This window comes from Phenylobacterium conjunctum (assembly GCF_042679085.1).
GTDB lineage: Bacteria > Pseudomonadota > Alphaproteobacteria > Caulobacterales > Caulobacteraceae > Phenylobacterium > Phenylobacterium conjunctum.
Genome location: NZ_JBHTLQ010000024.1, coordinates 1 through 18,461, shown reverse-complemented (window position 1 = coordinate 18,461; position 18,461 = coordinate 1). Strand labels below are relative to the sequence as shown.

Annotated in this window: 16 protein-coding genes; 7 read left to right on the top strand and 9 right to left on the bottom strand. The window is 69.9% G+C overall.

The window, feature by feature from the left end; genetic code table 11:
- Window positions 1–86 precede the first annotated feature (86 nt).
- Complete coding sequence (locus ACFQ27_RS11735; RefSeq protein WP_377353712.1) at window positions 87–1,694, top strand: amidase; 1,608 nt, start codon at window positions 87–89, stop codon at window positions 1,692–1,694.
- Complete coding sequence (locus ACFQ27_RS11730; RefSeq protein ID WP_377353711.1) at window positions 1,691–2,236, top strand: AAA family ATPase; 546 nt, start codon at window positions 1,691–1,693, stop codon at window positions 2,234–2,236. The genes ACFQ27_RS11735 and ACFQ27_RS11730 overlap by 4 nt, the downstream gene beginning before the upstream one ends.
- Here ACFQ27_RS11730 and ACFQ27_RS11725 read toward each other — a convergent pair.
- From ACFQ27_RS11725 to ACFQ27_RS11710, 4 genes are read right to left on the bottom strand one after another with little or no spacing between them, the layout of a single operon-like run.
- Entirely contained in the window at window positions 2,233–2,388 is a 156-nt protein-coding gene (locus tag ACFQ27_RS11725; protein WP_374347155.1) for a hypothetical protein, read from the bottom strand. The two genes, ACFQ27_RS11730 and ACFQ27_RS11725, sit on opposite strands and share 4 nt — an antisense overlap.
- Window positions 2,382–2,999: a hypothetical protein gene (locus ACFQ27_RS11720; protein WP_374347153.1), complete on the bottom strand. Its 618-nt coding sequence runs from the start codon at window positions 2,997–2,999 to the stop codon at window positions 2,382–2,384. Before ACFQ27_RS11720 ends, ACFQ27_RS11725 begins: the two co-directional genes overlap by 7 nt.
- Complete coding sequence (locus ACFQ27_RS11715; RefSeq protein ID WP_377353710.1) at window positions 2,996–4,429, bottom strand: hypothetical protein; 1,434 nt, start codon at window positions 4,427–4,429, stop codon at window positions 2,996–2,998. The genes ACFQ27_RS11720 and ACFQ27_RS11715 overlap by 4 nt, the downstream gene beginning before the upstream one ends.
- A complete protein-coding gene (locus ACFQ27_RS11710; RefSeq protein WP_374347150.1) occupies window positions 4,429–5,859 on the bottom strand; it encodes a tetratricopeptide repeat protein in 1,431 nt (476 codons plus the stop codon). The genes ACFQ27_RS11715 and ACFQ27_RS11710 overlap by 1 nt, the downstream gene beginning before the upstream one ends.
- Before the next feature lie 220 nt (window positions 5,860–6,079).
- Here ACFQ27_RS11710 and ACFQ27_RS11705 point away from each other — a divergent pair, with 220 nt between their 5' ends.
- Entirely contained in the window at window positions 6,080–7,819 is a 1,740-nt protein-coding gene (locus tag ACFQ27_RS11705) for a vWA domain-containing protein (RefSeq protein WP_377353709.1), read from the top strand.
- An 82-nt stretch (window positions 7,820–7,901) separates the two neighbouring features.
- Here ACFQ27_RS11705 and ACFQ27_RS11700 read toward each other — a convergent pair whose 3' ends face one another.
- On the bottom strand, window positions 7,902–9,128 hold the full coding sequence (locus ACFQ27_RS11700) for an acyl-CoA dehydrogenase family protein (RefSeq protein WP_374347146.1): 1,227 nt from the start codon (window positions 9,126–9,128) through the stop codon (window positions 7,902–7,904).
- A gap of 14 nt (window positions 9,129–9,142) precedes the next feature.
- Complete coding sequence (locus tag ACFQ27_RS11695; protein ID WP_377353708.1) at window positions 9,143–10,267, bottom strand: acyl-CoA dehydrogenase family protein; 1,125 nt, start codon at window positions 10,265–10,267, stop codon at window positions 9,143–9,145.
- Window positions 10,268–10,417: 150 nt separating this feature from the next.
- On the opposite strand from ACFQ27_RS11695, the gene ACFQ27_RS11690 reads away from it, so the two are divergent.
- Window positions 10,418–10,993, top strand: a complete 576-nt coding sequence (locus ACFQ27_RS11690; protein ID WP_374347142.1) for a hypothetical protein — start codon at window positions 10,418–10,420, stop codon at window positions 10,991–10,993.
- Window position 10,994: 1 nt separating this feature from the next.
- Here the strand turns inward: ACFQ27_RS11690 and ACFQ27_RS11685 are convergent, their stop codons facing one another.
- Window positions 10,995–11,642 (bottom strand): OmpW/AlkL family protein, encoded by a 648-nt coding sequence (locus ACFQ27_RS11685; protein WP_377353707.1) that lies wholly within the window; start codon window positions 11,640–11,642, stop codon window positions 10,995–10,997.
- 232 nt (window positions 11,643–11,874) lie between these two features.
- Between ACFQ27_RS11685 and pepN the strand changes: the two genes are divergently transcribed.
- From pepN to ACFQ27_RS11670, 3 genes are all read left to right on the top strand, one after another.
- Window positions 11,875–14,493, top strand: a complete 2,619-nt coding sequence (pepN, locus tag ACFQ27_RS11680) for an aminopeptidase N (protein WP_377353706.1) — start codon at window positions 11,875–11,877, stop codon at window positions 14,491–14,493.
- A 74-nt stretch (window positions 14,494–14,567) separates the two neighbouring features.
- Window positions 14,568–15,068 (top strand): response regulator, encoded by a 501-nt coding sequence (locus tag ACFQ27_RS11675; RefSeq protein ID WP_374347136.1) that lies wholly within the window; start codon window positions 14,568–14,570, stop codon window positions 15,066–15,068.
- Between the two features lie 131 nt (window positions 15,069–15,199).
- Window positions 15,200–17,710: a sensor histidine kinase gene (locus tag ACFQ27_RS11670; protein ID WP_377353705.1), complete on the top strand. Its 2,511-nt coding sequence runs from the start codon at window positions 15,200–15,202 to the stop codon at window positions 17,708–17,710.
- Between the two features lie 5 nt (window positions 17,711–17,715).
- Here ACFQ27_RS11670 and ACFQ27_RS11665 read toward each other — a convergent pair whose 3' ends face one another.
- Both ACFQ27_RS11665 and ACFQ27_RS11660 read right to left on the bottom strand, forming a co-directional pair.
- A complete protein-coding gene (locus ACFQ27_RS11665; RefSeq protein ID WP_377353703.1) occupies window positions 17,716–18,240 on the bottom strand; it encodes a periplasmic heavy metal sensor in 525 nt (174 codons plus the stop codon).
- Window positions 18,241–18,461: hypothetical protein (locus tag ACFQ27_RS11660; RefSeq protein ID WP_377353702.1), on the bottom strand; the 221-nt coding region annotated here is incomplete at its 5' end. It abuts the gene before it with no gap.

Here is an 18,461-nt window from a genome sequence, read left to right as displayed (position 1 = left end):
GCCGCGCCTCCCCCGGCGCGGCCCTCGACATGTCTGGCCTTCCGCCCCGAGGCGCCATCCAATGGCGGCCGTGGGGAGGCGCAAGCATGCGAAAGTTCATCAGCGGGATCATTGTGGCCGCAGCGTTGGGCGGGTGCGCCCAGGCGGCGAGCCCCAAGGCTGAACCCCTCGCCTTCGCCAGCTTCGCCGAACAGCAGACCGCCATGGCGGCCGGCCAGACCAGCGCCGAGGCCCTTACCCGGCTCTATCTGGATCGCATCGCCCGGCTGGATCGCGCCGGCCCGACCCTCAACAGCGTCCTGACGCTCAACCCTGACGCCCTGGCCCAGGCCCGCGCACTGGACGCCGAGCGCAAGGCCGGCCGGGTGCGCGGCCCGCTGCATGGGGTTGTGATCCTGCTGAAGGACAACATCGAGTCCGCTGACCCGATGGCCACCACCGCCGGCTCCCTGGCCTTGAAGGACAACCTCACGGGTCGGGACGCGCCCTTGGTGGCGCGTCTGCGCGAGGCCGGCGTGGTCATCCTGGGCAAGACCAACCTGTCGGAATGGGCCAACTACCGCTCCACCCGCTCAATCAGCGGCTGGAGCGGCCTGGGCGGTCTGGTCCGCAATCCGCACAGCCTTGACCGCACCGCCTGTGGTTCGTCCTCAGGGTCGGGCGCCGCGGTCGCCGCCGCCCTGGCCTCCGGCGCCATCGGCACCGAGACGGACGGTTCGGTCACCTGCCCCGCCGCGCTGAACGGAATTGTCGGCCTCAAGCCCACGGTCGGCCTGGTGTCGCGCACCCACGTCGTACCGATCTCGGCCAGCCAGGACACCGCCGGCCCCATGACCCGCAGCGTGGCCGACACCGCCGCCCTGCTGACCGTCCTCGCCGGCTCAGACCCCGCCGACCCCGCCACGGCGACGGCCGACGCTCACCGGACCGACTACCTGAAAGCCCTCGACCCCCTGGCGTTGAAGGGCGCAAGGATCGGCGTCCTGCGCGGCCCCAAGGGCCGCACGCCCCAGACCGACTTGGTGTTCGAGCGCGCCCTGGCCTTGCTGGCCGCCCAGGGCGCGGTGCTGGTCGATGTCCAGGCTCCGGACGAGACTGCGCTCGGCGCCGCCGAGAGCCTGGTGCTGAGCGTCGAATTCAAGGCCGGCGTGAACGCTTATCTGGCGTCCACCGACCCCGCCAAGGTCAAGACCCGCACCCTCGCCGACCTGATCGCCTTCAACGCCGCCACCCCGAGGGAACTCGCCCTGTTCGGCCAGGAGATCTTTGAGCGTAGCCAGGCCGGCCCTGGCCTGGATGATCCGGCCTATCTGAAGGCCAAGGCCGAGGCCCTTCGGCTCGCCGGGGCGGACGGGATCGACCGCCTGCTGGCCGAGGCCCAGGTCGAGATCCTGGTCGTCCCCAGCGGCGCGCCGGCCGGGATCGTCGATCCGGTCAATGGCGCGCGAAGCTTCGGCTCCCCCTCCAGTCCTCCGGCGGTGGCGGGCTATCCGCACCTGACGGTTCCCATGGGCGCGGTCCAGGGCCTGCCGGTCGGCCTGTCCTTCATCGGCCCCGCCTGGTCGGAGGCGCGGTTGCTCGCCCTGGGCTACGCCTTCGAGCAAGCGAGCCGGGCGCGGATCGCGCCAAGCTTCAAGCCCAATGTCGCCGCCGATCCGGACATCGTCCAGGCCTACGCCCCGCTCAAGCGATGACCGGTCACCGCATCCACATCACCGGCGCGTCGGGTTCAGGAACCACCAGCCTCGGCGCGGCCCTGGCGGCGCGGCTGGCCTGCGCCCACATCGACACCGACGCCTATTATTGGGCCCCGAGCGATCCGCCCTTCCAGGCGCCGCAGCCGATGCCGCAGCGCCTTGCCGCCCTGGAGGAGGCCCTCGGCCGCCAGGCGAACTGGGTTCTGTCCGGGTCGCTGATGGGCTGGGGTGATCCCCTGATCCCACGGATCAGCCTGGTGGTGTTCCTGCAGGTTCCGCCCGAGGTCCGCCTGCCCCGGCTGAAGCGCCGCGAGCAGGGCCGCTATGGCGACCGCATCGCCCCCGATGGCCCAATGGCGGAGCAGCACGCCGCCTTCATGACCTGGGCCGCCGGCTATGACGATCCAGCCTTCACCGGCCGCAGCCTCGCGAGACACCTGGCGTGGTTGGACGGCCTCGGCTGTCCGGTGGTCAGGATCGAGGGCGCGCCCGCCATGGATGAGAGCCTGGCGCGCGCTATCGCGGCCTTGCCCGCCTAGAATTTCGGGCGGATGGCGTCAATGGGCGGCGGCGGCGGGATCACCCGATTGGCGCCCGGCGCCTGCGGCCCCGGCTTGGGCGGCGGCGGGCCGACCATGCAGGCCGACAGGCTCAGGGCCGCGACGCCCAGCAGGATCAGGCGGCTCAGCACTTGAGCACGCCCATGCCGATCATGCCGTCCTTGACCGCCAGCGGGGCGATCATGGCGTCGCCGACCCCCACGCCGATGGCGGCGAAGTCACGGCCGGCGGCGATCTGCGGACCGAGGGTAGCGGTGTTGCCGCGGTCGCCCGCGAACAGGCCCAGGCCCAGCTTGAAGCAGTCGTGCTCGCGGGTCAGGTAGCCGTCGCCGTCCATGCGCCAGGTCTGGCCGGTCTTGCCGTCGAAGCCGGTGATCTGGGCGCTGTCACCCACCGGGCGGATTGAATAGGAATCGCCGCCCGGCGTGCCGTCAGTGACGCAGACTTCCGGGGTGCCGTGCTTGGACAGGTCGCCATCCACATGCGCCGCCGAACGGGTGCGGGCGTTGTAGGCGGTGATGTCCGTCCGCGCGCCCTGGTCGACGAAGACCTGGGTCCCGGTGCGCGAGTCATAGGTCATGATGTCGGGCGCGACACCGGTCAGGGACTGGGTCCCGCAACCGGCGGCGGGGCGCGGCGGCAGGGGCTGGGCGACGGCCGGAGCGGCCCAGACCACGCAGCTGGACGAGATCATGGCGGCGGCGGCCAAGACGGCGGCGCCCTTGTTGGACATCGAGGTCATTTCGAAACGCCTCCTGGGCTCACGCCGCTGGAACTAGAGGGGCCGGAATTAGAGGGTCTAACGGGCGCGCCCGGAAGGGGGGCCGCGATACCGGGGCCGCCCTGCAGGTCCGGGCCACCCTGCAACTGGGTCGCGCGGACGTTCTGCTCGTCGTCGAGCACGGCGCGGAAGCTGTCGAAGGTCGGCAGGCTGGGCTGGCCCTTCACGCCGCCGAGTTCAGGCGCCTCGTACCAATTGCGGCAGGTCAGCGCGCCGTCGAAGAAGCCGGTCTTCAGGGCCGCGCAGCCGTCCTTGGAGGCGTAGACCACGTTGTCGACCCCACGCACCTGGGCGCCGCGCTCGGCGAAGATGCCCGAGCGCATCACGCCCTGGATGTTCGCGCCGGCCACGTAGGTGGTGCCCGCCGCGGCGTAGACCCCGACCTCGGCGGCCGAGAGCTGGGCGCGGGCGATCCGGGTGGACGGCCCCTCGACCAGCAGGGCCCAGTCGGCGCTGCGCACCACCGGCGCGGTGAAGGCGACCTCGCCCGCGCCCGCCACATAGGCGCCGCGCGAGAAGCCGGTCACTTCCAGGCCTCGGATCTCAATGAGGTCGTTGGCGGCGATATCGGCCAGGACCAGGCCGGCGGAAGCGGCCGAGCGGCGCGAGCCGGTCCAGTCATCCAGGCGCACCAGTTCCAGTCCGTCGATCTGAGCGTCCTCGGTGGGCGCGGCCTTCAGGCCGACCACGGCGGCGCCGATGGTGGAGTTGCTGATCCGCAGCCGGCCGCGGACCGCCACGGCGGCTTCCTGGCTGCGCGCCACGATGCGGCTGTCGGCCAGGGTCAGGCGGCTGTCGCCGGGCAGGACCACGCCGCCGCCGGAGCCGGAATAAGCCAGGTTCACATTGCCCAGGGTCAGTTCATCGCTCTGGCCCAGGATGCAGGGAGCGGAGCCGCCCTCATACTGGGCGATGGTCAGGTTCTCCAGCGAGACCCAGACGGACGGCGCGATGCGGATGCAGGGCGCGCCGGGGGGCGCCTTCAGCAGCGGCCGGTCAAAGCGGACGGGACCGCGCAGGTCGCCGACGATGCGGGCGGGGCGGTTGATCACCACCGATTCCTCGCAGGCCCGGCCATTGGACGAGGTCAGGGTGATGGTCACGCCGTCGAAGTTGCGGGCGATGGCGTCGCTGATCTGGCCCGGCCGCGCATAGGCGCAGTCGATGAACGTCGGCGGCGGACGCAGCGGCGGCGGACCGCCGCCCCCGCCCTTGCGCTTGGCCGGCTTGCAGCGGGTCGACAGGGTCGGATCGGTCAGCACCCCGAAGCACGGCCGGATCAGGGCGTCCACCCGGGCGTCCGCGGCGGCCAGGGCCGGCGCGGGCGCCACCAGGCCGGCGGCGAAGACGAGGCTGAGAGCCAGGAAGGCGTTCAGTAGCGGCCGGGTCATCAACGGTCCCCCTCACGCTGGGGCTGGCCGGAGACCTGGGCCAGGACATTGCGCAGCCGGCCCACGGAGGGACTGAAGCCGGAGAGCGCGGAATCGATCTGGTAGACCACCGCCTGGGCCCGGTCCTGGTCGGCGATGCCGGCCACGCCGAGGCTGAAATAGGTGGACATGGCGTACTTGGCCTCAGGGTTGCCCTGCTTCTCGGCCTCGGAGAACCAGTGGAAGGCGCGCGCATAGTCGCGCGGCACGCCCACGCCCTCGGCGTACATCACCGCCAGCACCAGCTGGGAATTGGCCGAGCCGTTCACCGCCGCGTACTGGATGGCGCGAACCTTCTCCAGCGGGCTCAGGCGCCGGCCGGAGCCGATGCGGCCCAGCATGCCCTGCATGGCCTGGACTTCCTGCGGCGCCAGCGCCTTCTCGTCGGCCACAGGGGCGGGCAGGACCCGCAGATAGGTCATGGCGCGGGCCACATGGATGAAGGGCAGCTCGTCCAGGCGGCTCAAGGCCACCGCGCCGCTTTCGCCCTGGGTGTCGCTTTCGTCGGAATGCGGCACGCCCGAGGCCGGAGCCTCCGGCGGATAGAACTCATAGGGCGGCACCCAACGGGCGGCCGTGGCCTGGGCGTCAGCCGCCAGGGCCGCGCGCTCCGGCGAGGACCGCTCGAAGTCCTTCAGCATCACGAAGCCGGCCACATCGCCGGCCTGGGTGGCCAGGTAGTTGTAGAGATAGACGTCCACGTCATTGCGCGTGAACAGGGTGGCCGAGGCCGGCGGCTTCACCCGCGCCAGGTCCTTGGGATCAATGGGCGAGGTGTCCGGCGGATCGCCGAACGGGCCAAAGGCCACATCATGCAGCCGCGCCAGGGTGCGGAAGCCGGGCGCGCCCTGGGTCGAGAGCACATAGATCACCCGGTTCTTCACGTCCTGGCGTTCGTCCGAGCTCATCATCGAGAGCAGACGTTCCATCGTCCCGAAGGCCGCGCGGCGCTCCGCGGTGCGGCAGTCGGTGATCTTCTTGGGACCGCGATTGTCCTTGCGCGCCGCCGGATAGGGCACGATCGGCGAATAGCCGTCCGGATTGGACAGGGCGAGCTCGTACCAGGTAGCGGCCTCGACCGGGTCTTCCAGGTTGCGCTCACGGGCGTCGCGGCCGGTGTAGCGGCGCGCCAGGTCGATCTGGGCGAAGAAGTCGCCGTGGAAGGCCTGACGGCGCAGGAAGCGGATGTCCTGTTCCTGGGCGTTGAACTGCGGCGCCACCCCGATGGGGGACTGCGGGCGCGGACAGGTGGCCGAGGCGAACCCGCCCTTGCCGCCAGGCGCCTTAGGCTCACAACCGCCCATCAGCGGCACCAGAGCCGCCATCGCAGCGATGGTCAGGGCCCTTCGCCCCCATCGCCGGGCGTCCTGGGCAGCTTCATGTCCGGCCATGCGCTCCCCCAAAGCGTTAACCATATTCCCTCAGCCGTCACTAGCGACGGCCCGCCCCAGCCTGTCAAGCTTTCCAGCAACGGTTTGCCCCGTTCCAAGGAATGAAGAGGCCGCTTCATCAACAGCTTCGCCTCTGCGGGGCCAATTCTTCGTCGCTATTTCGCCTCAGAGGCGAAGGCAGACTTGACTGTAAAGACCTGCCAGGGAGGCGACAAAGACAATGTCGACGTTTCTAAAGATGAGTCGCGGGGCCCTATGCTTCCTGGTCGCCGGCCTCGCACAGCCCGTACCGGCGATCGCCGCCCCCACGATTCGGGACGGATCCCCCACCGCCGCCGCCTGCGAGGCCCTGGGCTTCAAGCCGCCGCCGCGTGAGGATGAACGCAGGGTGGGCGGCGTCTGGCGCCGGTCGGCCAAGGCCTACGCCCCGATGGCCCTAGCGACCCCGCCCCCGCCGCCGCCCCCGCCGGCCATGGCGCCGCCTGTGCCTGGGGCGGCTTACACGACGGCGCCCGCCTATCCGACGCCTCCGTCCGACCAGGGCCTGGACACCGAGCGCTATCCCCATGCCGCGGTTCAGGGCGTGCGCCGCACGGCCGACGCCCCGGTCTCCACCTTCTCCGTCGATGTCGACACCGCCGCCTACGCCAATGTCCGGCGCTTCCTGAACGACGGCCAGGCCCCGCCCCGCGACGCGGTGCGCACCGAAGAGCTGATCAACTATTTCGACTACGGCTACGCCCGGCCGACCGACCCGGCAAAGCCCTTCCAGCCCTTTGTCGCCGTCGCGCCCTCGCCCTGGAGCCCCGGCCACCAGCTGATCCAGATCGGCCTGCAGGGCTATGACATCCCCAGGGCCGAGCGCCCGCCCCTGAACCTCGTGTTCCTGATCGACACCTCCGGCTCGATGTCCGACGAGGCCAAGCTGCCCCTGGCGCGCAAGGCCCTGAACCTGTTGATCGACCAGCTGCGGCCCGGCGACCGGGTGGCCATGGTCGCCTATGCGGGCTCGGCCGGCGCGGTGCTGGCGCCCACCGACGGGACCCAGAAGCTGAAGATGCGCTGCGCCCTCACCGCCCTGGAGGCCGGCGGCTCCACCGCGGGCGGCGCGGGCCTCGATCTGGCCTATGCCCTGGCCCAGCAGAACTTTGACCCCAAGGCGGTCAACCGGGTGATCCTGATGACCGATGGCGACTTCAATGTCGGCGTGGCTGATCCCGCGCGCCTGACCGACGTGGTCGCCGACAAGCGCAAGACCGGGGTCTATCTGTCGATCTACGGCTTTGGCCAGGGCAACTACAACGACACCCTGATGCAGGCCCTGGCCCAGAACGGCAACGGGACCGCCGGCTATGTGGACACGCTGGCCGAGGCCCGCCGGGCGTTCCGGGACGACTTCTCCGGCTCGCTGTTCCCCATCGCCGACGACGCCAAGATCCAGGTCGAGTTCAATCCCGCCACGGTCTCGGAATACCGGCTGATCGGCTATGAGACCCGGCTGCTGAACCGCGAGGATTTCAACAACGACCAGGTCGATGCGGGCGAGGTCGGGTCCGGGGTCTCGGTCACCGCCCTCTATGAGATCACCCCGGTCGGCCAGCCGGTCGCCTCGGACCCGCTGCGCTATGGCGCGGCGGCCTCGCCCGCGGCCGAGGCCGGTGAACTGGCTTACCTGAAGGTCCGCTACAAGCTGCCCGGCCAGGCCACATCGCAGCTCATGGAACGGCCTATCGGCGCCCGAGACGTCGTCGGCGAGCTTACCAAGGCGCCGGAGCCGGTGCGGTTCGCTGTGGCGGTCGCCGCCTTCGGGCAGAAGCTGCGCGGCGATCCGTGGATGTCCCCGGCCTTCACCTGGGACCGCATCGCCGACCTGGCCCAGGGCGCGCGCGGCGATGATCCCTTCGGCCAGCGCGCCGAGTTCGTCCAGCTGGTCCGCGCCGCCCGCGACACCGCCCGCTGATCCCCGGCCCTAGACAGCAAACCGCCCACCCTTGGGTGCTCCAGGGGTGGGCGGCGCAGGTCTTTGAGGTCCGGAGGTGGGCTTAGCGGCCCGTGGGCATGTCCTTGAACGGAATGTCCTTGTCGACCCGGATGTCGCCCGGCAGGCCCAGCACGCGCTCGGCGATGATGTTCTTAAGGATCTCGTCCGTGCCCCCGGCGATGCGCAGGCCGGGCACGAACATCAGCGAGCCATGGAACATGCCGCTCAGCGAGGCCAGCTCCGGATCATTGATGATCCCGTACTGATCCATCATCTCGACGGCGGTGTTCGACAGGTCCTGCAGCTGCAGGGCCGAGACGATCTTGCCGATCGAGCTTTCCGGACCCGGCGTCTGGCCGCGGGACAGGGCGGTCATGGTCCGGTTGCGGGTGTGCTTCAGACCTTCGGCCTGGACGTACCAGTCGGCCAGCTTGTCCCGCAGGGCGGCGTCCTTGATGGCGGCTGCGCCATCCAGGCCGGGCGTGGCGCGGGCGGCCTCCAGGAAGTTTTCCCAGCTCGCGCCGGTCGCCCCGCCCACGGCCAGGCGCTCGTTCATCAGGGTCACCAGGCTGACCTTCCAGCCATCGCCCTCGGCGCCCAGGCGCTGGCTGTCCTTCACGCGGACCTCGGTGAAGAAAACCTCGTTGAAGCCCGAGCCGCCCGACATCTGGTGGATCGGCTTCACCTCGACGCCCGGCGAGCGCATGTCGAGCCAGAACATGGTCAGGCCCTTGTGCTTGGGCACATCGGGGTTGGTGCGGCAGATCACGATGCCGAAGTCCGAGAACTGGGCGCCCGTGGTCCAGACCTTCTGGCCCGAGATCAGCCAGTCGCCGGAGCCGTCCGGCGCCCGCACCGCCTTGGTGCGCGAACCCGCGACGTCAGAGCCGCCCGAGGGTTCGGAAAACAGCTGGCACCAGATCTCCTCGCCGCGCAGGGCGGGGCCGACGAAGCGCTTCTTGGTCTCGTCGTCGGCGAAGGTCATCACCGTGGGCACGCACATGCCCAGGCCGATCTGGAAGGGGTTCGGCGGGATGGGGTGCTTGGCCTCTTCCTGGCCGAAGATGACGTGCTGGATCGGCGTGCCGCCGGCCCCGCCCCATTCCTTGGGCCAAGTGATGCAGGCATAGCCGGCCGCGGCCTTCTTGGCCTGCCAGGCCTTTGAGGCGGCGAGGCTGTCGCCGCCCTCGGGGTCACCGCCGACATGGGCCTTGGGGGCGTTGGCGGCCAGCCAGTCCTGGGCGGCCTTGCGGTAGGCGGCTTCTTCCGGAGAGTCGTTGAAATCCATGATCCATGTCCTCCTTAGGCGGCGGCCGTAGCGTTGCGGCGCTCAAGCTGGCTGACGAGACGCTCCTTCCACACCCGCGGCGCGCCCGCCACGAGGGACAGCTGGCGCGAGCGCCGGTAGTAGAGATGGCAGTCCATTTCCCAGGTGAAGCCGATGCCGCCGTGGGTCTGGATGTTTTCCTTGGAGGCGAACCAGAAGGCTTCCGAGCCCGCGATCCGGGCGGCGCTGGCCGCCACCGGCAGTTCGCTCGCGCCGGTGTTCAGCGCCCAGGCGCCGTAATAGGCGTTGGAGCGGGCCAGCTCGTTCTTGACGTACATGTCGGCCAGCTTGTGCTTGATCGCCTGGTACGAGGCGATCACCCGGCCGAAGGCGTAGCGCTCCAGCGCATAATCCTTGGCCATCTCCAGGCAGCGGTCCGCGCCGCCGCACTGTTCGAAGCTGATCAGGACGGCCGCGCGATCCAGGATCTGCTCCAGCAGGGCCAGGCCCTCGCCCGCCGCGCCCAGGCGCTCGGCCTTGGCGCCGGCGAAGGTCAGCTTGGCGGCGTCGCGGGTGGGATCCAGGGTCTTGACCGGCTCACGGGTCACGCCGGCGCCGGTCAGGTCGACCAGGAACAGGCCGGGCTTGCCGCCCTCCTTGGCCAGGACCAGGCCGACGGTGGCGATATCGCCGTCGGTCACCGGGACCTTGGCGCCCGAGAGCTTGCCATCGGACACGGTGGCGTTGATCCCGCCGGCCGTGATCGGACCAGGGCCTTCGGAGGTGGCCAGGGCGCCGATCACCTCACCCGCGGCGATCTTCGGCAGCAGCTCAGCCTTCTGGGCCTCGGAGCCGGCCAGCATGACGGCCTCGGCCAGCATGTAGACGGTCGAGGCGAAGGGGATCGGAGCCACCACGCGGCCCAGCTCCTCGGCGATCACGCACAGCTCCAGGTGCCCAAGGCCCAGGCCGCCGTGCGATTCCGGGATCGCCGCGCCGAGCCAGCCCTGCTCGGCCACGGCCTTCCACAACGCCTCGTCATAGGGCTTGGCCTCATCATCGAGCACCTTGCGCACCCGGGTTGTGGGAGAGTTGGCCTCGAGGAACTTGCGCGCCTCGCTCTTCAGGAACTTCTGGTCGTCTGAGAAATCGAAATTCATTTCCGCCCATCCCGCCCCGTTTGGGGGTCGGTTCCATCTTGCTTCGGGCGCGAGCATAGCGATGGCGAAGCCCTTGGAAAGATTGACCTCGCGTCAAGGATTTCAGGCTCTTATGGGCCCCAGTTTAAAAGGGGTGCAGGGCTCGTAAGAATGGCCAAGGCGATTTTCCAGCGGAACCAGAAGGTTTGGGTCGAGAGCGTCGGCGCCTGGGCCGTTGTCGACAAGATCGTGCCAATCTGGGCGCGGGGCTTCGATGAGCCGGTGCGCGTCACCTACGACGTAGGGTTGGGCCGCGATTTCCAGGCCCATGAGCTGAAGGCCGAGCAGGACGGCGCCGAGGCCCTGGCCGATGACGGCTCGCGCTGGCGGCTGCTGAGGGCCAAGAACAAGTGGCAGGCGCCGGAGAACTGTCGGCACCATCCCTATCCGGGCAGCTACCCGGTGGTGGTCACGGATGTGAATGACTGGGGCGGCTGGCGGGTGCCGGGGGCCGAGTACGACCGCGACCCCATGCGGATCGAATTCCAGGCCCGGATGATCGCCTCTGCGCCGCGCCTGCTGTCAGCCTGCCGCGCGCTGGTCCGGATCGTGGACGAAAACCCCGGCCATGCGCCGCCTGAACTGGTGCGCCTGGCCGAGGAGGTCGTGAAGATCGAGGCCTATGTGAAGTCCGTGCCGACCGCTGAGGAGGTCGAAGCCGACACGGAAGTTCACGCGGCCGAGTAGCTTAGAACTTGTAGCCGACGCCGGCGGAGATGACCCACGGGTCCAGCTTCACCTTGGACTTCAGGGCGCCGCCGTTGATGGAGGCGTCGGTCTCGAAGAAGATCTTCTTGGCGTCGACGTTCACGCTCCACTTGCCGGCGGTGGCGATGTCCACGCCCGCCTGCAGGGCGTAGCCGAAGCCGTCGTCCAGCTTCACCTTGAAGCCGTTCTTGTCCTTGTCGTTGTAGAACAGCATGTAGTTGATGCCGGCGCCGACATAGGGGCTGACCTTGGCGTCGGGAGCGAAGTGGTACTGCAGGGCCACGACCGGCGGCAGGACCCAGTTGTCATGCACCTGGACGTTGGTCGCCGGGCCCACGGCCTTGACGGTGTGCTTGCTGGTGCCGGCGATGGCCTCGATGGCCACGTGGTCGGTCAGGAAGTAGCTGATGCCGATGGTCGGCACGGTGTCGCGCTTCACGTCGACATTCAGGCCGGTGGCCGCGCCGGCCGCCGTGGTGATGGCGTCATCGGCCTTCGACGAAACGTCCGTCAGACGGACGTTCAGCATGATGGTGCCCTTTTGCTTGGGCTGGAAATCCTGGGCCTGGGCGGCGCCGGCGACGGCCAGGGCGGCCGTGGCGAACAGGGCGATGCGGAGAGCTTTCATTGGTGTCTATCCCCTTGGTGGAGGCGGTCTCTCGGATCGCCTTGACCGTGGGATCGCGCCAACCGGACAGCGCCACCTTGATCTAACTCAAACGCGTGTTTGACGTCCTACGGTGTGGCTTGCAGGTCGCATGGAGGTTTCGTCCACCGCCCGCCGCCAGGGGCGTGGATGGATCGACTTTCCACCTGTCCCGCCCCTCGCCCTTCGGCTCGCGATGTCCTAAATCCAGGTCATGCGCACCGAAACGCCCCAGCCGATCCGGCTCTCCGACTATCGCCCGCCCGCCTACCTGATCGACACGGTCCACCTGACCTTCGATCTGGCCCCGAACACGACGCGGGTGAAGGCCAGGCTGACGATCCGGCGCAATGGCGATCATGCCGAGCCCCTGGTCCTGAACGGCGAGAAGCTGAAGCCGATCTCGGTGGCCATCGATGGTCGCGAACTGGCCGAGGCCGAGCGGACCATCGACGCCGAAGTCCTGACCATCCCGAACCCGCCCGCGGCCTTCGAGCTCGCGACCGAGGTCGAGATCGATCCGGAGAACAACAAGGCGCTCGACGGCCTCTACATGTCCGGCGGCCGCTTCTGCACCCAGTGCGAGGCCGAGGGCTTCCGCAAGATCACCTGGTTCGCCGACCGCCCTGACGTGCTGGCCCGCTACACGGTGCGCATCGAGGCGCCCAAGAGTTTCCAGCGCCTGTTGTCCAACGGCAACCTGATGGAGGCGGGCGACCTGCCGGGCGGGCGTCACTTCGCCGTCTGGAACGACCCCTTCCCCAAGCCCTGCTACCTGTTCGCCCTGGTGGCTGGTGAGTTGGACGAGCTGGTCGACAGCCTGGTCACCATGAGCGGCCGGACCATCGACCTGCGCATCTATGTCGACCCCGGCATGGCGGACCGCGCCACCTACGCCATGGACGCCCTGAAGCGCTCCATGAAGTGGGACGAAGAAGCGTTCGGCCGCGAGTACGACCTCGACCTGTTCATGATCGTCGCCGTGCGCGACTTCAACTTCGGGGCGATGGAGAACAAGGGGCTGAACATCTTCAACGCCTCGCTCCTGCTGGCCGATCCGGCGACGGCCACCGACCTGGACTACGAGCGGATCGAGAGCGTCGTCGCCCACGAGTATTTCCACAACTGGACCGGCGACCGGATCACCTGCCGCGACTGGTTCCAGCTGTGCCTGAAGGAAGGCCTGACCGTCTTCCGCGACCAGAGCTTCTCGGCCGATATGCGCGGCGAGGCCGTCCAGCGGATCAAGGACGTGAAGGCCCTGCGCGCCCGCCAGTTCGCCGAGGACCAGGGCCCGCTCGCCCACCCGGTGCGCCCCTCCAGCTATCTGAAGATCGACAACTTCTACACCGCGACCATCTACGAGAAGGGCGCGGAGGTGATCCGCATGCTCAGGACCCTGATCGGGCCTGAGCTGTTCCGCAAAGGCATGGACCTCTATTTCGACCGCTGGGACGGCCACGCCACCACGGTGGAGGAATTCATCCGCTGCTTCGCCGAGGTCAGCGGCCAGGACCTGTCGGACTTCTTCGCCTGGTACGAACAGGCCGGCACCCCGCGTCTGGACCTGAAGCACGCCTATGACGCCGCCGCCCGCACCCTGACCCTGGAGCTGTCCCAGAAGATCGACCCGACGCCGGGTCAGCCGGACAAGCGCCCCCTGCCGACGCCGGTGCGCGTGGGCCTGCTGGACGCCGAGGGCCGGACCCTGGCCTTCCAGCGCGACGGCCAGGCCATGGACGAGACCGTGGTGGTGCTGAAGGACGCCAAGGCCAGCGTCACCCTGACCGACGTCGACCAGGCGCCCGTTGTCTCGGCCCTGCGCGGGTTCTCGGCTCCGGTGGTGATGACCACCGACGCCGCGCCCAAGGACCGCTATGTCCAGCTGGCCGGCGATCCGGACCTGTTCAATCGCTGGGAAGCCGGCCAGGACCTGGCCCGCGACCTGATCCTGGCCCGCGCCGCCGGCAAGCCTGACGAGGTCGGCGAGGAGCGCTACGCCCACGCCGTCCAGCGCGCCCTGGCCGACCAGGCCGCCGACCCGGCGTTCAAGGCCCTGCTGCTCGCCCTGCCCAGCGAGTCGGACCTGGCGCTCGCCCGCCAACCCGCCGACCCGGCGGCGATCCACGCCGCCCGGGACGCCCTGCGCCAGCGCCTGTCCCTGCACCTGGACGAGGACCTGAAGCGCCTGCACATCGGCCTCCAGGGCCTGGGCGACTTCTCGCCGGACGCCGCCAGCGCCGGTCGCCGCGCCCTGCGCAACGCCGCCCTCGACCTGCTGGCCGCCAATCCCCGCTCCGAGATCGCCGAGCTGGCGGACGGCCACTACCGCGCCGCCCTCAACATGACCGACGCCATGGGCGGCCTGTCGGCCCTGATGCAGATCGGCGGCGAGGCCTTCGAGGCGGCCCTGGCCGACTTCTTTGATCGCTGGAAATCCGAGCCCCTGGTCATCGACAAGTGGTTCGCCCTGCAGGCCCGCGATCCGGCCGACAGCGCGCTGGGCCGCGTCCTGGGCCTCACCGCCCATCCGGCCTTCGACCAGAAAAATCCGAACCGCCTGCGCGCCCTGGTCTCGACCTTCGCCGGCTTCAACCCCGCCCGCTTCCACGATCCCAGCGGGGCGGGCTATCGCTTCCTCGCCGACCAGATCCTGGCGGTGGACGGCTTCAACCCGATGACCGCGGCCCGCCTGGTGGAGCCTCTGGGCGGCTGGCGGCGTTACACGCCGGAGCTTGGGGCCCTGATGAAGGCGCAACTGCAACGGATCGTCGAGGCGCCGGGCTTGTCGAAGAACGTCTACGAACTGGCCTCCAAGGCGCTCGCTGACTAGAAGTTTGACAACCCAGGGATGCTGGCGGCGCACGCTTTCGCCAGGATAGACGAGCGCGGAAGGGGGCTCTTCACATGACCAATCCGTTGGCTCGGCTGCGCGTTCTGTTGGTGGACGACAACATCCGGACCATCGACCTCGTGAAGACGATGCTGCGCGGCTTCGGCTTCGAGCAGTTCTACGAGGCGACCAATATCGCCGACGCCCAGCAGATCCTGCGCACCAAGCCGGTGGATCTGGTCCTCCTGGACTACATCCTGGGGCCGGAGGAAGGCGTCACCCTGGCGCGCTGGATTCGGGCCAACCCGGCCAGCAAGCATGAGGATGTGCCGATCATCATGCTGACCGGGCACGCCGACCGCGCCCGCGTGGTGGCGGCCCGCGACTCAGGGGTGAACGAGATCTGCGTGAAGCCCTTCACCCCGGCCGACCTGATGAAGCGCATGCTCACCACCTTCGAGAGCCCGCGCCCCTTCATCCGCAATCCGGGCGGCTATGTCGGCCCCGATCGCCGGCGGCACAACGATCCGAAGTACAAGGGCCCGGACCGCCGCCGCGGCCCCGCCATGATCTGAGTCGATCAATCCCCGCCTTGAGCCGGGTGTGACCAAACGTGCCCCGTGACGCGACGGACTCGCCCGCGTAGACTCAGGGCTTCGGGGTGACTCGGTAAAGGTTGAAGGAGCGGCGGGCTTTGGCCAGACGCGTGGGGCAAGACGCGGCTGACCGTCCGGCGGGCGGGCGAAAACGGGCGAAGACGCCCGGTTCGGACACGCCGCCCGGCCAGGCCTTCGCGCGCGCCGCGATCCTGTCCACCCTGCTGCTGCTGGCCATCTACACCGTCTTCGCCATCGCCCGCATCCAGCGCGAGCCGCAAAGCACAACCCTGGCCAACGCCGCCCTGCCCGACCGCGCCGACGCGGTGGCCGCGCGGCTGGACGGCGAGGCGTCCGGGCTCAAGGCCACCCTACTCGCCACTCGCAGCCTGCTGCAGCAACCCTCCAGCCAGGCCGCCGACGCCGCCGAGCTGGGCCTAGCGGCCAGCGCTGGCGCGGCCTCGGGCGTGGCCGTGGTCGGCGAGGACGGCGTCCTGGCGACGGCCGGCGACACCGCCGGGATCAACTGGCAGGAACTGGCCCAGACCGTCGAGCGCACCGGCCGCGATCCCTGGCTGGGCGTCACCTCCCAGACCAAGCCCGCCATCGCCCTGGCCACCTCGGCCGGCACCGACAAGGGCCGCCGCTGGGTCGTGGTGGTGGGCAAGGCCTCGCGCCTGACCGCCTGGCTGTCCAAGACCCGCGACGAGGCCATAGCCACCCCGGACGGGCGCGTGCTGGCCGCCTCCGGTCCCGGCGGCGTGGCCATGGCCGACAGCCTCAACGCGGGCTTCGGCGTCACCCCCGACGAGCTGGTGCTGGATGGAGGGCTCAGCCGCGGCAAGCGTCCCGACGGCGCCAGCATCGACCTGGCGGCCCGCCCGGCCCTGGGCGGCGCGCTCTATGTGGTGGCCGCAGCCCCCTCCGCCATCAACGAGGAGGCGACCACCGCGGAACAGCTGACCTGGCTGCTTCTGCCCCTGGCGGCGGCCCTGCTGCTGGGCCTGATGCTGATCATCCAGAGCCGCAAGGCCGAGACCGCCACCAAGGCCTTCGTCGATTCCGAACAGCGCTTCCGCCTGGCCGTCGAGGCCGCCCGCTGCGGGATCTGGGAGTGGGATCTGCTGCAGGACCGGATGTACATGTCCGATGTCACCGGCGCGATCTTCGGCTGGGGCGGCGGTGGCGTCGTCGAAGGCCAGCAGGTGCTGGAGCGCGTCTCCCCCGACCACCGCGAACGGGTCCGCCAGGCCCTGGCCACGGCCGCCGCCTATGGCGGCTTTGACGTCTCGTTCCGCGTCCCCGGCCCCAATGGCGGCCGGCCCATCTGGATCGACGCCCGCGGCCAGGCCTTCGGCGACGGCCAGAGCTACACCCGCATCATCGGCGTGGCCCTCGACGTCACCGAGGAGCGCATGGCCCAGGCCCGCGCACAGGCCGCCGAGATCCGCCTGCGCGACGCCATCGAGAGCTTCTCCGAGGCCTTCGTCCTCTGGGACCGCGGCGGGCGGCTGCTGATGTGCAACCGCAACTATCGCAACGTCTTCTCCCTGGAGCCGCGGCTGTTGAAGCCGGGCGCCCTGCGGGACCAGGTCAGCCGCTACGCCCAGTTGGCCATCAAGCACGAGCACCCCTCCCCCGACGGTCGCAAGGGCGTGCGCGAGGCCGAGCTGCACGACGGCCGCTGGATCCAGATCTCAGAGCGGCGCACGGCCGAGGGCGGCCTGGTCATGACCGCCGCCGACATCACCGCGATCAAGACCCAGGAGGAGGCCCGCCGCCTCAACGAGGAACAGCTGCAGAAGGCCGTCGACAGCCTGGAACGCAGCCAGGAGCAGCTGTCGGAACTGGCTCGAAAGTACGAGGCCGAGAAGGTCCGCGCCGAAAGCGCCAACACGGCCAAGAGCGAGTTCCTGGCCAACATGAGCCACGAGCTGCGCACCCCGCTGAACGCCATCAACGGCTTCTCCGAGATCATGGTCCAGGAGATGTTCGGCCCGCTGGGCGACGCCCGCTACAAGGGCTACTCCCAGGACATCCTGTCCTCAGGCCAGCACCTGCTGGCCCTGATCAACGACATCCTCGACATGTCGAAGATCGAGGCCGGCAAGATGAACCTGAAGTTCGAGCCCCTATCGCTGGAGGACGTCACCGAGGACGCTGTCCGCCTGGTGCGCAACCGCGCCGAGACCGCGGGCCTGGCCCTGACCATCGACTTCCCGCCGCACCTGCCCGAGATCGAGGCCGACTATCGGGCCATCAAGCAGGTGCTGCTCAACCTGCTCTCCAACGCCATCAAGTTCACCCCGCGCGGCGGCCGGGTCACGGTCCGGGCCGAGGGCCGTCACGATCCCCTGGGCGAGCGCCTGCGGATCAGCGTGCAGGACACCGGCATCGGCATCGCCCAGGACGACCTCGCCCGCCTGGCCCAGCCCTTCGAGCAGGTGGAGAACCAGCACTCCAAGACCACCCAGGGCACGGGCCTCGGCCTGGCGCTCACCAAGTCCCTGGTGGAGATGCACGGCGGCTCGCTGGACATGCAGAGCGCGCCTGGCGAGGGCACCATGGTCAGCTTCTCGATCCCGATCCACCAGACCGGCGCCGCCAGCCAGGTGGCCTGACGGCTCTACGGCGCGTCCGGCCCGCCCGGCGGTCCGTGCAGCGGCCCCATCCCTGGGCGGCCCATGCCGAAGCGCCCTGGCCTGGGCCCCGGCGCGAACTCCGCCAGGCCGCGGGACAGTTCCGCCCGTTCGCGAGGCGGCAGGCTGGCGGCGAAGTTCACCAGCGATCCCTCGACCCCGCCGCGGGCCTGCATCTCCAGGCGGCGGGCCTCGTCCAGGCGGGCGCGGACGGCGGGAGCGTCCACCGGCTCGTCAGCCAGGGATTCAAAGGCCTCTCGCCGGGCCTGGCGGGACCGGCGCACCTCGTCGCGCACCTCCATCGACTGGCGGCGTAGCAGGTCGCGATAGGCCTGGCGCTCCGGGTCCGGCAGGGTGTCGCCGGCGCGCCAGAGGGCCACCGGGCCGACAGGCTGGCCGCGGGCGGGCCCCGGCAGGCGGCCGGCCACAAGGACCCCCACTCCGGCGCCGATGGCGAACAGGTTGACGGCCAGCGAGGCCAGCAGGGCGATCGTCAGGGCGCGTGGGCTCATCTAGGCGGCGGCTCCAATAGCCGAGGTGTTGAGCGGGGCCGTAGTGTCCCCATCATAGGCGCCCATGGCGGCGCTCAAAGTGTCCGTGGTGTGGCCGCCCCCGGAAGCTGAGGACAGGCTCACCCCCATCAACAGGCCGGCGGCGCAGGCGCCCGCGAGGCCGGCGCCGACCGCGCCGCGCCAGATCCAGGCGGCCAATCCCGTGGCGCGGCGACGCGGCG

Bases quoted from the DNA above. Each gene is read 5' to 3' on its own strand.
- ACFQ27_RS11735 (WP_377353712.1), top strand. From the start codon at position 87: ATGCGAAAGTTCATCAGCGGGATCATTGTGGCCGCAGCGTTGGGCGGG.
- ACFQ27_RS11730 (WP_377353711.1), top strand. From the start codon at position 1,691: ATGACCGGTCACCGCATCCACATCACCGGCGCGTCGGGTTCAGGAACC.
- ACFQ27_RS11720 (WP_374347153.1), bottom strand. From the start codon at position 2,999: ATGACCTCGATGTCCAACAAGGGCGCCGCCGTCTTGGCCGCCGCCGCC.
- ACFQ27_RS11715 (WP_377353710.1), bottom strand. From the start codon at position 4,429: ATGACCCGGCCGCTACTGAACGCCTTCCTGGCTCTCAGCCTCGTCTTC.
- ACFQ27_RS11710 (WP_374347150.1), bottom strand. From the start codon at position 5,859: ATGGCCGGACATGAAGCTGCCCAGGACGCCCGGCGATGGGGGCGAAGG.
- ACFQ27_RS11705 (WP_377353709.1), top strand. From the start codon at position 6,080: ATGTCGACGTTTCTAAAGATGAGTCGCGGGGCCCTATGCTTCCTGGTC.
- ACFQ27_RS11700 (WP_374347146.1), bottom strand. From the start codon at position 9,128: ATGGATTTCAACGACTCTCCGGAAGAAGCCGCCTACCGCAAGGCCGCC.
- ACFQ27_RS11695 (WP_377353708.1), bottom strand. From the start codon at position 10,267: ATGAATTTCGATTTCTCAGACGACCAGAAGTTCCTGAAGAGCGAGGCG.
- ACFQ27_RS11690 (WP_374347142.1), top strand. From the start codon at position 10,418: ATGGCCAAGGCGATTTTCCAGCGGAACCAGAAGGTTTGGGTCGAGAGC.
- ACFQ27_RS11685 (WP_377353707.1), bottom strand. From the start codon at position 11,642: ATGAAAGCTCTCCGCATCGCCCTGTTCGCCACGGCCGCCCTGGCCGTC.
- pepN (WP_377353706.1), top strand. From the start codon at position 11,875: ATGCGCACCGAAACGCCCCAGCCGATCCGGCTCTCCGACTATCGCCCG.
- ACFQ27_RS11675 (WP_374347136.1), top strand. From the start codon at position 14,568: ATGACCAATCCGTTGGCTCGGCTGCGCGTTCTGTTGGTGGACGACAAC.
- ACFQ27_RS11665 (WP_377353703.1), bottom strand. From the start codon at position 18,240: ATGAGCCCACGCGCCCTGACGATCGCCCTGCTGGCCTCGCTGGCCGTC.